The 13,715-nt window shown below is 59.0% G+C and carries 14 protein-coding genes; 5 read left to right on the top strand and 9 right to left on the bottom strand.

Going from position 1 to position 13,715, the window contains the following annotated elements; genetic code table 11:
• Positions 1 to 2: 2 nt before the first annotated feature.
• Positions 3 to 1,136: a hypothetical protein gene (locus QWU00_RS02125; protein ID WP_150395521.1), complete on the top strand. Its 1,134-nt coding sequence runs from the start codon at positions 3 to 5 to the stop codon at positions 1,134 to 1,136.
• Here the strand turns inward: QWU00_RS02125 and QWU00_RS02130 are convergent.
• The 4 genes from QWU00_RS02130 to QWU00_RS02145 all read right to left on the bottom strand — a co-directional run bounded on the left by QWU00_RS02130 (position 1,101) and on the right by QWU00_RS02145 (position 4,876).
• Positions 1,101 to 1,793, bottom strand: coding sequence for a Smr/MutS family protein (locus tag QWU00_RS02130; RefSeq protein WP_392388296.1), 693 nt, complete (start codon positions 1,791 to 1,793; stop codon positions 1,101 to 1,103). The genes QWU00_RS02125 and QWU00_RS02130 overlap by 36 nt on opposite strands.
• Before the next feature lie 11 nt (positions 1,794 to 1,804).
• The gene (locus tag QWU00_RS02135; protein WP_035379459.1) at positions 1,805 to 3,223 is read right to left on the bottom strand and encodes a cytochrome-c peroxidase; all 1,419 of its coding nucleotides are present in this window, start codon (positions 3,221 to 3,223) and stop codon (positions 1,805 to 1,807) included.
• Positions 3,224 to 3,350: 127 nt separating this feature from the next.
• A complete protein-coding gene (locus QWU00_RS02140) occupies positions 3,351 to 4,199 on the bottom strand; it encodes a DNA-methyltransferase (protein WP_006560133.1) in 849 nt (282 codons plus the stop codon).
• Positions 4,196 to 4,876: a Tim44/TimA family putative adaptor protein gene (locus QWU00_RS02145; protein ID WP_006560134.1), complete on the bottom strand. Its 681-nt coding sequence runs from the start codon at positions 4,874 to 4,876 to the stop codon at positions 4,196 to 4,198. The genes QWU00_RS02140 and QWU00_RS02145 overlap by 4 nt, the downstream gene beginning before the upstream one ends.
• A 176-nt stretch (positions 4,877 to 5,052) precedes the next feature.
• Here QWU00_RS02145 and QWU00_RS02150 point away from each other — a divergent pair, with 176 nt between their 5' ends.
• Positions 5,053 to 5,571, top strand: coding sequence for a histidine phosphatase family protein (locus QWU00_RS02150; RefSeq protein WP_006560135.1), 519 nt, complete (start codon positions 5,053 to 5,055; stop codon positions 5,569 to 5,571).
• A 375-nt stretch (positions 5,572 to 5,946) separates the two neighbouring features.
• A complete protein-coding gene (gene secB, locus QWU00_RS02155; protein ID WP_035379461.1) occupies positions 5,947 to 6,444 on the top strand; it encodes a protein-export chaperone SecB in 498 nt (165 codons plus the stop codon).
• A gap of 95 nt (positions 6,445 to 6,539) precedes the next feature.
• Here the strand turns inward: secB and QWU00_RS02160 are convergent, their stop codons facing one another.
• From QWU00_RS02160 to QWU00_RS02170, 3 genes are all read right to left on the bottom strand, one after another.
• Complete coding sequence (locus QWU00_RS02160; RefSeq protein ID WP_081939011.1) at positions 6,540 to 7,325, bottom strand: uroporphyrinogen-III synthase; 786 nt, start codon at positions 7,323 to 7,325, stop codon at positions 6,540 to 6,542.
• 81 nt (positions 7,326 to 7,406) lie between these two features.
• Positions 7,407 to 8,477 (bottom strand): hydroxymethylbilane synthase, encoded by a 1,071-nt coding sequence (hemC, locus tag QWU00_RS02165; protein ID WP_035379293.1) that lies wholly within the window; start codon positions 8,475 to 8,477, stop codon positions 7,407 to 7,409.
• 82 nt (positions 8,478 to 8,559) lie between these two features.
• The gene (locus tag QWU00_RS02170) at positions 8,560 to 8,688 is read right to left on the bottom strand and encodes a hypothetical protein (protein ID WP_254909362.1); all 129 of its coding nucleotides are present in this window, start codon (positions 8,686 to 8,688) and stop codon (positions 8,560 to 8,562) included.
• 79 nt (positions 8,689 to 8,767) lie between these two features.
• Between QWU00_RS02170 and tsaD the strand changes: the two genes are divergently transcribed.
• Together tsaD and QWU00_RS02180 are read left to right on the top strand one after the other, a co-directional pair.
• Positions 8,768 to 9,883, top strand: coding sequence for a tRNA (adenosine(37)-N6)-threonylcarbamoyltransferase complex transferase subunit TsaD (gene tsaD, locus QWU00_RS02175; protein ID WP_052051281.1), 1,116 nt, complete (start codon positions 8,768 to 8,770; stop codon positions 9,881 to 9,883).
• Positions 9,880 to 10,701, top strand: a complete 822-nt coding sequence (locus QWU00_RS02180; RefSeq protein ID WP_035379298.1) for a 23S rRNA (adenine(2030)-N(6))-methyltransferase RlmJ — start codon at positions 9,880 to 9,882, stop codon at positions 10,699 to 10,701. The genes tsaD and QWU00_RS02180 overlap by 4 nt, the downstream gene beginning before the upstream one ends.
• Before the next feature lie 155 nt (positions 10,702 to 10,856).
• Here the strand turns inward: QWU00_RS02180 and QWU00_RS02185 are convergent, their stop codons facing one another.
• Positions 10,857 to 11,594, bottom strand: coding sequence for a MarC family protein (locus tag QWU00_RS02185; protein WP_035379300.1), 738 nt, complete (start codon positions 11,592 to 11,594; stop codon positions 10,857 to 10,859).
• Positions 11,595 to 11,642: 48 nt separating this feature from the next.
• Positions 11,643 to 13,715, bottom strand: coding sequence for a lysylphosphatidylglycerol synthase domain-containing protein (locus QWU00_RS02190; RefSeq protein WP_035379303.1), 2,073 nt, complete (start codon positions 13,713 to 13,715; stop codon positions 11,643 to 11,645).

Raw genomic sequence — 13,715 nt, forward strand, 5'->3', positions numbered from 1 at the left:
ACGTGCCAGGTCGAAAGCAGAAAGAGCAGCCCGAACAAAACACCACCCTCTCCCGCAGGATGATGATGGCGGGGCTGCTCTCGGGCTTTTACTCTTTTGCTCGTCTGCCAACTGCCCGCGCCGCCGAACCCCCAACTCCGCTGATCGTTGCCGGAGTGGCGGATAGCCAATGTGGGCAATGGGCTTCCCTGCTTGCGCCTATTCTGGCAGATGAACTCCAGTATGCCTCTCCCTTTCCCTTAACCACCACCACGGGATGGGACGGCGTGACCGGGGCGAACCTGTTTGAAACCCAGCAGGAGCAGGCCTTACCCCCCGCAGGCGTGATTGCACCGGGCACGGCCATTCTGGCGGCGTTGGCGGGAGATAGCCGTGTTCATTATGATTATCAGCGCTGGGTTCCCACCTTTTTAAGCCACCAGCCTACTGTTGTGGTGGGCAAGGCCGCGCTGCATCGGTCTGTTGCCAGCATTCTCAAGGGGCAACCGCTACGGGTTGGGGTTTCCCGCTATACCGGGCCAGAACTTCCCACACTGCTGGCTCTTGATCTTCTGGGCCTGCGGCCTCTTCCTCTCCCCGGTTTTGGCACGGCGGAAGCCGCCTTACAGGCTTTGAGAGCAGGCACGGTCGATGTGATCCAGCTTCCCTTTGATGTCGATTTTTCAGGCCGTATGGCTGCCCTTCAGGAAGAAGGGTTTCTGCCCCTGTTTTCCAATGCGCTCCCTAATAGCCTCTTTCTGAGGCAAGGTCTGCCGCTGGATTTCACTACGGTTTTTGCACAGGAACGCCACCGCGCGCCAAACGCGCTGCTGTATCAGGCATGGGCCGCCACCGCTACCGCCACGGCTATAAAGGCCGGATTGATGCTGCCTATCCTCTCTCTACCGGCCACGGTAGCGCAATGGCGACATGCCTGCCAGAAAGCCGCCGCCACGCATGATCTGCGGGTACATGCACGGGAAGAAAATCAGATCATGCTCACGGGCACGGTCTGCGCCAGCACCTACGCAACCATGATGCCCGATCTGAGCGTTATCCTTGCCCTGCGGCGCTGGCTGGCTTTCAATATGCCGCGCTGGCGAGATACCGCCGCCCGGCCCCTAAGCCCTGCGGCGGCGCAGCAACACGCGGACTGAGCCCTTGTTCCCCGCATGGGGGTAGGACAGGCCAAGCACCCGGCCGCGAATTTCCGGGCGAGCCAGCCAGTGGGGCAGTTCACGCCGCAAAATGCCGCCCTCCTGCCCGGAGCCAAGGCCGGTGATAATTTCCACGCACCGCAGGCCCCGCACCTGCGCAACATCCATGAACTCCATCAGCCGCCGGAACGCTTCCTGCGCAACCAGCCCATGCAGGTCCAGCCGCCGCTCCACCCGCATGTCTCCCTGTGAAAACGTACGCCAACTGTAATTATCCACGCCGGGATAGCGCTTCCCAATCTCTTCCGTAGGGTGAGGCGCATGTTGCACCCGCACGGCGGGTTGGGCGGGTGGCACAAACAGGGGCACATCAACGGTGCGCCTCCGGCGCTTGCGCGCCAGAGGCCGAACAGACGCAAGCGGAGGCACTTCACTCGCCGCTTCAGCCGTAGCGGGTGTTTCCCCTTCGGCTTCCGCACTGGCACCGGCTTCATGCAGCGGCACAACATCCCGCATGACGTGATACCACAGCGTCTTTTCCTCTTCCTGTAACCGACGCCGCTTCACCACACCCTTGTCTCCCGTTATCCGCGTGCAACCCCATAAAAAAAGCCCGCCTGCAAGTCTATCACCTGCGGGCGGGCCTGTTTCAAGCAAAGAACCGGATATTACTTGGCCATATCAGCCAGAGAACGACCTTCATATTTACCGGTCAGTGTTTTCAGGAACGCCACGATATCCGAAACATCCTGATCTGTAATGTCATGATCAGGCGTCTGATAACGGGCCATCTTGCGCACAGCCTCATCAAGCGTCTTGGCGCTACCATCATGGAAGTATGGCGCGGTCTGATCAATGTTGCGCAGGGTGGGCACTACAAAACGGAAGCGGTCATCATTATTGTGGGTTACCGCGTAACGCCCCTCATCGGCGTCCGTCACCTTACCGCCACGGTCTTTGAAGTAATCCCCTTCAAGCCCCATTGCCTCATACGCACCACCACCAAGAGCAATGCCGCTATGGCAGCCGGAGCAGCCAATGCGTTTGAAAGTTTCATACCCACGTTTGGCCTGATCGTTAATGGCTGTGGCATTGCCTTTCAGATACTCGTCAAACGGGCTATCCGGCGTGACCAGCGTTTTTTCAAACTCGGCAATGGCGGTAGTGATCGTGTTCTGGTCAATGCTGGCATTTGGCCCAAAAGCAGACTGGAACAGTCCCGCATAGTCCGGATTCGCCTGCAATTTGGCAGCCACACCCGGCCAGTCGTGTGAGCCCATTTCAACCGGGTTCATAACAGGTCCAGCCGCCTGTGCGGCCAGATCCGGTGCTCGGCCATTCCAGAACTGCGCCATTTTGAAGTAGGCATCATAGACCGTCGGCACATTGATGGGACCTTTCTGGCCGCCAATGCCCGTGGCCGTTGTCAGATGATCCACACCGCCATGGTTCAGATCATGGCAGCTTGCGCAGTTCAGCGTGCCATCACCAGAGAGGGTTTTGTCAAAAAACAACTGGCGGCCCAAGGCCACCTTGGCGGCATCCACCGGCACGCTTTCTGGAACCGGTCGCACAGGTTCGCCTGCAAATTTCTCGGCAGCCCCAGTGTCCGCATAATATTTGCGGCGGGTTTCTTCCACCCAGTGCAAAATGGACTGGCGTTCAGCATCAGACAGATGCGCATGCCAGTGCATCAGCAAGTACATGCTGGGAGGCATGCGGTTCTGGGTAATAACTTCCTCAATACGGGAAAGCTGTTCTTCCGTTGGTGGTTTGCCCTGATCAAAGGCTGCCAGCACCGGCTCTATCCGGAAATGGCGCAGACCTTCATGCAGGTCTTTTTCCATCAACTGGTTGGCAACGGGCAGTTTGAAGTAAAAAGGCAGATCCCGGCCCGTAGCGTGGCAGTAGTCACACCGCGCCTCACGCAAGGCATTGAACGCGGCCAGAGCAACAGGGTCCTGCTTTGTTGGAGACGTGGCGGGCAGTTCAGGCGCTGTCACATGGTCGAAATGCGTCAAAAACGCAATTGTCCCGCCATAAGCAAGAACACCCGCCCCGACCAGAGAAGCTATCAATCTACGCAACACCAAAACTCCTGATGATTTTTCAAATAATGCTGGAAAAGCTTTTATTCGTTCTCATCAGGGTTGTGTTTGATACATATCAAACAGTCAAATGGATTATTTTTATCAGAATGATGAAAGTTTTCGATCATCCTTCTTCAGTGCAGAGTTGATCCTCTTCCAGCCGCCTGCGGGCGATGGCCACATAATCCGCATCAATCTCAATTCCCACGCCCCGGCATGCCATCCGTTGGGCTGCCAGAAGTGTGGTGCCGGTGCCCATGAACGGATCAAGCACACGGGCCTCTTTCCGGCCATGCAACAGAATGCACTGTTCTGGCAGTGCTACGGGAAACGTGCCGGGATGATCAAATTTTTCAGCCCGGTCCCGCACAGTTTCATACGGGATGAACCATGCATCCCCCCGGCATCGGCGGTCCTGTTTGTGGCCACGCCGCGCAATGTTGGATTTATCCTTGTACGGCACACCCGCCGTCAGGCGGTCCAGCATCACATCCCCGTTCAGGGTAAAGTGAAACAGGTGCTCATGCCCGCGGTGCAGATACCGTTTGCTGTTCATGGGCTTGAAATGGCCGAAGCTGTCTTCCCCCACAGAAATGGATTTGACCCACGCAATATGGTTTTGCAGCACAAACAGCGAGCGCAGCCGTACCGCCAGTTCAAACGGCAGCCACGGCTGAGCGGATGATCCTGAAATATTGAGGAAAAACGAGCCATCAGGACGCAGCACGCGCTGCAACCCCGCGGCTACCTCCATCATCCAGTCCAGATAATGGGCTTCTTCCTTGCGGTCCGGATAACTGCGGTAAGACAGGCCAATGTTATAGGGGGGAGAGGTTACCACCACATCCACTGAATCCGCCTGCATGCGCCGCAGAACGCGCAGACAATCCCCACGCACAATTTCCTGCTGCCCAACCTTGTAACGCCGTGACCGAATCGGCGCGTCAGGCTCAGGCCGTCCTGATGCCTTCACGCACTACGCGCCGACGCCAGACGCCAGCTGCTACCAGCCGTTCCCAGCAGACGCTCGAAGGTCCACAGGTCTGAAAATTCTGTCACGGCATCCATGCCGCTGATCGGCTGACCATCTGCCCCCAGAACAAGGCTAATCTGGTCAGACACAATGCGCACATCCACAGAAGCACCCACCCCAACAGCCAGTGGGGTCAGGCGAACATCTTCAATGCCCAAAGACCGAATCGTCTTGATCTCGGTCCGCTGCTTTTCCCCAGCAGCCTCACGGGAGGCAATGGCGGCTTCAAAAGAGGCATAGACAGCAGGGGTCAGTCGGTTTTTCAGCGTTGTGCGGTCTCCTTCCGCAAATGCTGTCACCACCTGCCGGAAGGCTGTCTGCACACCGGCCAGAAACTGCTGCGGCGTGAAGGACGCATCCTGCGCCCGAATATCGGCCAGCAACTGCCCTACGCGGGTTCCGGCAGCCGGAATATCATACTCCACCGCCTGTTCCTGCGGCACGGCTTTGCCATCAATCACCACACCAGCCGGATCAGGCCGGGGGGCTACAGGCATGGGTGCAGGCTGAATGCCAACCCGCCGCCCCAGAACACTGCGCAGCCGCAGAGCCAGAAAGGCCGCCACAAGGGCAAAAAGAATCAGATCGACCGGGAAGTGGCCGAAGGAAAAATCCATCTTTCACATGTCCATTTTCTACGTGGCCGCCCCTTTGGCGCGGTGCACTCAGGAACTGGGCTTTCTTTACACATAGACAAGCCCCCTGCCTGTTACAATGAGCAGCCCGTATCACGCAGCCTTAATAAACGCTGCGCCCTTGCGAAAACCCCTGTTTTCTCACTATCTGCTAGAACATGATCATTCTGCGGCATTGCGAAAGCGAATTCAACCGGCTCTACACCCTGACAGGGCGAGACCCCGGTGTGGCGGACCCCTGCCTGTCTGCTCAGGGGCGCGAGCACGCGCGCCGGCTGGTGCACGAACTTGCGGGAGAACACATTACCCGCATTCTGGTCTCCCCTTTCACTCGCGCGCTGGAAACGGCGGCTCCCATTGCCAAAGCGCTGGGCATTACGCCGGAGATCACACCGCTGGTACGCGAACGCGGCATGTATTCCTGCGATGAAGGCTCTCCCGCCTCTGCCCTCTGTTCTGCATGGCCCCGGCTTGATTTTGCGGGTCTGGACGAAATCTGGTGGTCTGACCTGCCGGAAAGTGACCGCCATCTGCAAAGCCGGGTGCAGCGTTTCCGCTCCTTCATGGCGGCACAACCGGCCAGCGGAGAAACACTTGTTGTCTCGCACTGGTGGTTTCTGTTGGGCCTGTGCGGGGACAGTCTGGAAAATGGGGACTGGCGGCACGAGCACCTTTGATCAGGCCAGCAAGGCCGCTTTAGAGCGTGCCGTCAGTTAACCCGTGACGATACTGACAAGAGAGCAGTTGAAAAGTCTGCGCCATAACCCGGCAGGGGATTTTCACGTTAAAAAATAGTTTTTAATGCCCCCTGCAGAGCGAAGACATTAAGCCCCGGAAGTCACCCGTTCCGGCATAAAAAGGCCTGTGAGATTGATCAGGCAGACTTTGAAACAGCCACTTAGTCGCCGCTCCGCGCTCTTTTCCCCTTGCGAAGAACGGCAGGAAGTGCCCTCTTTGTCTGGCCCATGGCCATTCGGACGGTTGGCGAAGGAACCCCATCATGCTACCGCCGAACATCTGAGTATGACCTGACAAGAAAGCTGTTTTTTTCCATGTCTGAATCTGACCAGTCCACCCCGCCTGCTCTCCCGCTGGCCATTAACCTGCAATACACGCGGGATCTGTCCTTTGAGGTGCCGGTAGGGGCAGAAATTTTTGCCACCCTGCGCTCTCAGCCCAACATTGCCGTGAACATTGATGTGCAGGCCAACCGCCTGCAGGATGATCAGGCCGTGTATGAAGTGACACTCGCCATCAAGGCAGAAGCCAAGGAAGCGCCGGAACAGGAAGGTGGCACGCCTGGCCGCACTGTTTTTATTGCTGAACTGGCCTACGCTGCCGTTGTGACCCTGACCAACCCGCCGCAGGAACTCATTGAGCCCATGCTGCTGGTTGAAGTGCCGCGCCTTATCTTCCCGTATGCCCGTAACATCATCAGCGATGTCACGCGGGATGGCGGCTTCCCGCCCATCGTGCTGCAGCCGATTGATTTTGTGGCTCTGTGGCAGGCCAAGCGCGCTGAATTCCCGCAGACTGCTGGCAACGCCTGATTACACAGTGGAAACGGGGAGCACACGCTTCCCCTCCACACACAAAAGGCTTTCGGGCATCTGCCTGAAAGCTTTTTTTAATGGGACCAGTGCCCCTAGCCGCGCTTCCCCAACAAATGCAGTAGCGCCGCAGCATTAGGATGATGTGCCACACGCACATCCTGCCATCCTGCGTGACGCAGAATATCTTCCGCTGCTTCAGACATCACAATCCCGGTTGTGGCTGCCGCATATTTCCGTAGGGCCACGGGTAACGCTCTCAGCCACCCGCGCGCGCTCTCGGCAGAAAAGAAGAGAATGTGGCTTATTACCTTCTTCCTCAGCGCTGACTGCACTTCTACGCAAACTTCACGCACGGACTGCGCCTTATAGGCCACGCGGCGAACGACACGGAACCCGGCGTGCCTGAGATCAGCAGCCAAAGCCATTCCCTGCCCCGCGCCTGAAAGGAGCAGCAGCAATCCGGCCTGATGAGGCAGCGCTTTACGAAGCAAGGCGGCCAAGGCTTCAGCATCACCCTGTGCACTGAACACGCATGTAAACCCGGCGGCTTGCGCGCGCTGGGCGGTGCGATCTCCTACCGCATAAACAGGGATGTCTGGCGAAACGGCCTCGCGCGCTGCGGGCACCGCCTGCCCACTGGTAAGCACCACAGCCGCGAACTGTCCGCGCAAAGGCCGTACTGTTCGCGCCTCAATATCCAGAGAGGGAGAAGCATACGCCTTCCAGCCTGCCGCCTCGACCGCATGCAGGGTCTCGGACAAGCCGGGTTCGGGCCGTGTCACAATCACACCATGGGCCACGTGAGGAGAGACATTGCCTACCTCCCCACGGTTTAAAACAGAAACATGTTTTTCGCGCGCTGCCGTCTGAAACCGCATGCCCTCCGGCTTACGATTACGAGAACTCCTACTTTTACCAGCCTTTTTCCGTGAAGAAGAGGCTGTCACAGCAGGGCCTCCTCATTCCGCAAAAATATCAGCCGGACTATCCGCCCGCAGGCTTTTACCAAGTTCATACCCCAAACGGGCAGCATCTTCCGGCGCACCGCTAATGGCCCGCTTGAGCAGGAAAGAGCCATCTTCCCGCGCCACAAGCCCGGTTAGATGCAGTTTTGGTTCTTCTCCCGCCACAACGGGAATAAGCTGCGCATACCCGCCAATGGGGGTGCGGCAGGACCCATCTAGTTCGGCCAGCAACGCGCGTTCGGCTGTGGCCACGGCGCGAGCTTCATAATCCTCAATAGCTGCCAGCAGTTCGCGCAGTTCAATATCATCTTCACGCACGGTTACGCCCACAATCCCTTGCCCCGCAGCAGGCACCATTACAGTGGGGTCCAGCACAATATCTGCACGCTCCGCCATGCCCAGACGGCGCAGCCCGGCCAGTGCCAGCAACGTGGCCTCGCACTGATGGGCGGCGAGTTTATCGATTCGCGTCTGCACGTTGCCGCGCAGCAGACCAAATTGCAGGTCTGGCCGCACATGCAGCATCTGCGCCTGCCGCCGCACGGACGCACAGCCCACCAATGCACCCTGCGGCAGAGCGGAATACGGATCATCCGGATCTGTCTGCACAAGATCAGGACCAAGGATCAGCGCATCACGTGCGTCTTCGCGCTTCAATGTGCAGGCCAGCACCAGACCGGGCGGGAGATCGGTTTCAAGGTCTTTCAGGCTATGGACGGCAAAATCAATCCGCCCATCGGAAAGGGCTTCATGAATTTCCTTGGCAAACAGGCCCTTACCGCCAATTTCAGCCAGCCGCCTGTTCTGCACCTGATCGCCCGTGGTGTTGATCTGGTGCTCCTGAAACGCACCCATATCACGCAACACCGGGCAGAAGCGCGTAAGCATGGTCAGGAACGCGCGCGTCTGAACCAGCGCAAGGGGAGACCCGCGGGTTCCAACACGGAGGGGCAGATGACGGCGGGCAGCGTGCCCTGCTGTCTTTTTCTGGCGGGCCGCCGCTTCAGCCGCAACTTTCTGCAGCGCGGACGAGGGGGCGGATACGGAGGGGTAGGCTGAGTCCATGAGTTGTGTCTATTACCGGGAACGATGAAAGGACAAGCAGCCATGATGCCCGGCAGGTCTGAAAACTTTGCGCCCCCGGTGGCTACACCGCCACGCCACGCGACATTCCGGCCACGCAACGCTTTGCCAGCCCTTTATACGGTACATCTGAAAAATACGGGAGAGACCTCGCCACAAAGGCTTCTGGCATCCCGCCGAACAGCGCGACCATACCATAATCCTCACATGTCTCTTCCCCGGCATATCCTGAAAAAACCATGAACCTTTCAAATTCAGCCTCTGAGCACAGCATGCCCGACCCTACTTCCAGCACACACGCCGCACCCATGCCAGGGCCAGTGCTCGCCATAGAATCTTCCTGCGATGAAACCGCCTGCGCGATTCTCTCCGCCAGCGGAGAGTGCCTCGCCCAACGGGTTGTGTCTCAGGACGGTCATGCAGATTTCGGGGGGGTGGTGCCAGAAATTGCCGCACGCGCCCATCTGGCTCTGCTGCCGGGACTCGTGCAGGCCACCTTGCAGGATGCGGGCCTCACACCCCAGCAGGTCGGGCTGATTGCCGCCAGCACGGGGCCGGGGCTGATTGGGGGGCTGATTGTTGGCAGCGGTTTTGCCAAGGGCATGGCGCTGGCGCTGGGCAAGCCCTTTGTGGCGGTCAACCATGTGGAAGCGCATGCCCTGACAGCCCGCCTGCCTGGCCTTGTGCCCGGTGGCGCGGCCTTCCCCTATCTGCTGCTGCTTGTTTCCGGCGGCCATTGTCAGTGCATTGCCGTGGAAGGGGTAGGCCGTTACCGCAAATTGGGCGGCACGATTGACGATGCTGCGGGCGAGGCGTTTGACAAGGTTGCCAAAATGCTCGGCCTTGGCTGGCCTGGTGGCCCGGCACTGGAAAAACTGGCACGGGAGGGAGACCCCACGGCCATTCCGCTCCCGCGTCCCCTCATGGGCCGTGAAGGCTGTGATTTCTCGTTCTCCGGCCTGAAAACAGCCATTGCGCAGAAACTGGCCCCATATGGGCAAGCTCCCCTACCCCGTCAGTTTGCGGCGGATCTGGCTGCCTCCTTCCAGCAGGCCGTTGCTGATGTGGTCGCCAACCGGATGGAACATGCCCTGCGCATGATGCCTGAAGCCAGACTGCTGGTTGCCGCTGGCGGTGTTGCCGCCAATACGGTGCTCCGTGCCCGGCTGGAAGACGTAGCCGCCCGGCATGGTTTGCAGTTTGCCGCCCCGCCCCTGCGCCTGTGCACGGATAACGCCGTGATGGTGGGTTGGGCTGCACTGGAAACCTGCCGTGAAGCCGCCGAACGCGGCCTGCCACAGCCCGACGACGCAGCCCTTCGCCCTCGCCCCCGCTGGCCGCTGGAAGACATGGCCGCCCGCTTTGCCCCGCAGGATATCCCAGCATGAATTATCGCCACGCCTACCACGCCGGAAACTTTGCCGACTGCATGAAGCATGCGCTTCTGGTGTCACTGATTGGCAGTTTTCTGCGCAAACCCACGCCCTTCATGGTGCTGGATACGCATGCGGGTATCGGCCGGTATGATCTGCGCTGCGAGGAAGCCGAAAAAACACAGGAATGGCGGACCGGCATCGGGCTTTTGACGGAAGAAGGGCCTGACAGTCCGCTCGCGCCGTGGCTGGATCTGGTCAGGAAAGCAGGCGGCCCAGAGATATATCCCGGTTCACCTTTGCTGGTCTCCATGATGCTGCGGGAGCAGGATCACCTGCTCTGCTGCGAAAAACATCCCGAAGACAAACGCAGACTCTATGGAATCTTTACCCGCACCCCGAATGTCACCGTGCATGAGCGCGATGGGTATGAGGCCTTGCGGGCTCTCCTCCCGCCGCAGACAGCCAAACGGGGCCTTGTGCTGATTGACCCGCCATTTGAGGAACCCAACGAGTTCGCTCGGCTGGAAAACGCCGTGCAGACCATTCAGGCCCGCTTCTCCAATGGGATGATCGCCATCTGGTATCCCATCAAACATCGGACACCCGTACGGGCGTTTCATATGGCGTTGCAGGATGCTGGGGTGCGAGACATTCTGGCGGCAGAACTGCTGATGCGCCCTCCGGTTGATCCGGACCGCCTGAACGGCTCCAGGCTGCTGGTTATCAAGCCGCCCTTTGGCTTTGCCGAACAGGCGAAAGCGCAGCTTGAACGGTTAAAAACCCGGCTTAACGCGCATGAATGGTCTGTTACGCAGATTGTGCCCGAATAGGACCGAAAGCCTCAGAGGCCGCCTGCTCTCCCCCGTTGAAGGCAGGCGGGAGTTTCCAAAGCAGAAGGGCCTCGGCAGAAGTCAGATACACTGTAACCAACGCAGCCTTCTGCCGTCAGGGTCTCACAGCACTTTTGAGAAGAAGACGGTGGAAATCAGGCCGTCTTCATATGCTGCCAGATTTCCACAGCAAAACCCTGCACACCGGCAGCAAGAATCTGCACACCAATGCACAGCAGGACCAGTGCGGCCAGACGGCTGACAATACGGGTGCCTGTCACGCCCAGCATGGACACCAGCTTTTCAGAGCCGGAATAGGCGGCCCACACAATCAGCACCACGCAGACAGCAGCAATGGTAATGCCCATTTCATAGGCCAGAAACGATTCGCCTGCCGGGCAGCCTGATCCCAGCGCAATAGCGACAGCAATGGTGCCCGGCCCCACGGTGAACGGCATGGCCAGCGGAAAAAATGCTGCATCTGACCAGTTGGGAGACATAACAGTCTTGCCGCCTTGCAACGCCTGTTTTTCCTTCTGGGCTTCCATACTTTCCGGGCTTTGCAACAGGTTCCACGCCCGCACAGCCACAACCAGCCCCCCAGCCACCCGCAAGGCACTGACGGTAATGCCAAAGAACACCAGAACCTTGCCGCCCAGCCAGATGGAAGCCAGCATCAGGATGAAAGAATAGAACGCCACCAGCTTGGCCAATGCCAGAATTTCACGCCGGGAGCGGCCTGCCGTGGCCTGCGCGAAAATAAGCGAGGCCCCAAGCGGATTGACGATGGAAAACAGCGCAGGAAACGCCAGCAGGAAGGATGTTGTTGCGGTGGTAGCAACCGGCATAACGCCTCCTCCTGACAGGAAAGAGGCGGTAAAATGAGCGGACATCCCTTAACCCAGATTATGCGGCACCTGAAGGAGCCGGTCGAAAAACGGTTATGACGCCGGAACAGGAGGCTCGGCATCGCCGCCCTTATAGGAGGCGATAACGCGGGAAGCGAGTGCAATATCATCTGCCGGGCAACAGAAATTCAAGCCGTTGCTGCCTTCCAGCGGCCAGACATTCAGCCCGATATCATCATAGATGCGCACAAAGGTATTACCCACCTGCCAGAAAGCTGGCTTCAGCCCTTCCTGCAAGGCCACATCCCGCAGCCGCCAGATGGCGGAAACACTATCATCTTCAGAACCAGCAGGATCACCCAGCCCCACCAGAAACGCACCACGGCGGCACAAGGGAATCACGGCCTCACCGGCTTCACCCGTCACATAGCCTTCCGGATGCATGTCCTGCACAGTGGAGAGCGCATGATCAAGCGTGTGGTAACGCTCATAGGCTTCAGCATCCCATTCCTGAATGGCAATGCGCCCCGGCAGCATAAGCCGCCCGATGACCACCAGAGCCAGCAGCACAGCAAGGGCCACCGTCCACCGTGCGGCACCGGATGCGGGGAAGACAAACACCATCTGCCACCAGCTTCCCGCCCCATGCCGTGTGGCAAGTGCAATCACACACCCGAACAGCAACAGCAAAGACAGCAGCGTGGACGCTGAAAGAGGTTCGCTCAACAGGCGCGCGTGGCGATAGTAACAGGACCGGAAGGGCGCGATGAGAAACGCGGACAACCCAAGCATGACCGGCACAAAAACCGTATTGCCCCGCAGGAAGGTCATGACGGCAGCCATCACCAGCAGAAGCAGCGTGCCGCGCCATGCCAGCGTCACCCGTTGGGAGAGACCAATACCCAGCCCGATCAGCCCTACCCCCATCAGCGAGAGCAGATAGGTGCTGATTGCCCCCACCCAGCCGAACAAAGGCCCTTCCACCACCGCGTATTTGGCAACGGGGTCCAGCAGCACAAGACAGACCAGCATGATCCCGCACAGAGAGACCGTGCCTGTTGCCACGGCAACGGAGAACCCGGCTTCACTTTCCCGCACCAGTTGGCTGGGGCGCACCCGGCGCGGTTGGTCGGGATGTGCCTGCTTCTTACGCTTCTTGGCCGCCAGCGCATCATCTCCGCGCAGGAACAGTTCATGCGCGGCAAACATGATACCCGCCAGAAAAAGCGGAACAATGTAGTAGAACAGGCGGAAAATAAGCACGACGCCCAAAATCTGCGGCGCGGGCATATAAGGCCCCAACGCCAGCAGCATCGCACCATCAAACACGCCAAGACCACCCGGCACGCTCGCCACCAGTCCCGCCGTGTAGGAGGCAATGTAGATGGCCAGAAAAGACCCGTAATCTATTCCGGCTTCAGGTGGCAGCAGCACAAAGGCAATGGCAGCCGTTGCCGCCACATCCGCTGCGGCAACCACCGTCTGCAATACCGCCATGGTAGGAGACGGAAGGGAGATGGTCCATTTGCGGAAGGTGAACTCCCTCACCCGGAAGGCCAGCCCGATATAAGCCAGCACCACCAGCCACAGCAGCACACCCACAAGCGTGAGCACCGCCCCAGGCACATGGTTGCCCGCCATGGGAATGACTGAGGGCTCCCAGATCAGCACACCGCCAATCAGCACCGCCGCCCCAAGCAGATAGGTGGCGGAACAGAAGGCGATAATCTGCGCAATAGCGAAGGAGCCTACCCCCCAGTTACGGTACAGCCTGTAGCGTACCGCCGCCCCGGAAACCGCAGAAAACCCAAGATTGTGGGAGAGCACGTAAGAGCAGAAAGCCGCAAACGCCGTGCGGCGGTAGGACAACTGTCCATACCCCACCTGCACCACGGCCAACCGATCATAAAACGAGAGTACAAAATAGGACAGAAAGGTGCACGCCACGCCCAGCCACATGCGCGACGTGGGAATAGCCTCCATGGCGCGCCGGATATCGGCAATGCGCAAATGCCGCAGTTCATGCTGCACCACGGCAATGGCGGCCACCATAAGCAGCAGCCCCACAAGATGCGGCAGGTGCTTCAGCCACCGCCGCCATCCCTGAGGTTTAGGCTTGTGTTCCGGCTCCTGTCCTTGCGGTGATGAGGATACAGTCTTCACCAT

The organism is Acetobacter tropicalis (genome assembly GCF_030644465.1).
GTDB lineage: Bacteria > Pseudomonadota > Alphaproteobacteria > Acetobacterales > Acetobacteraceae > Acetobacter > Acetobacter tropicalis.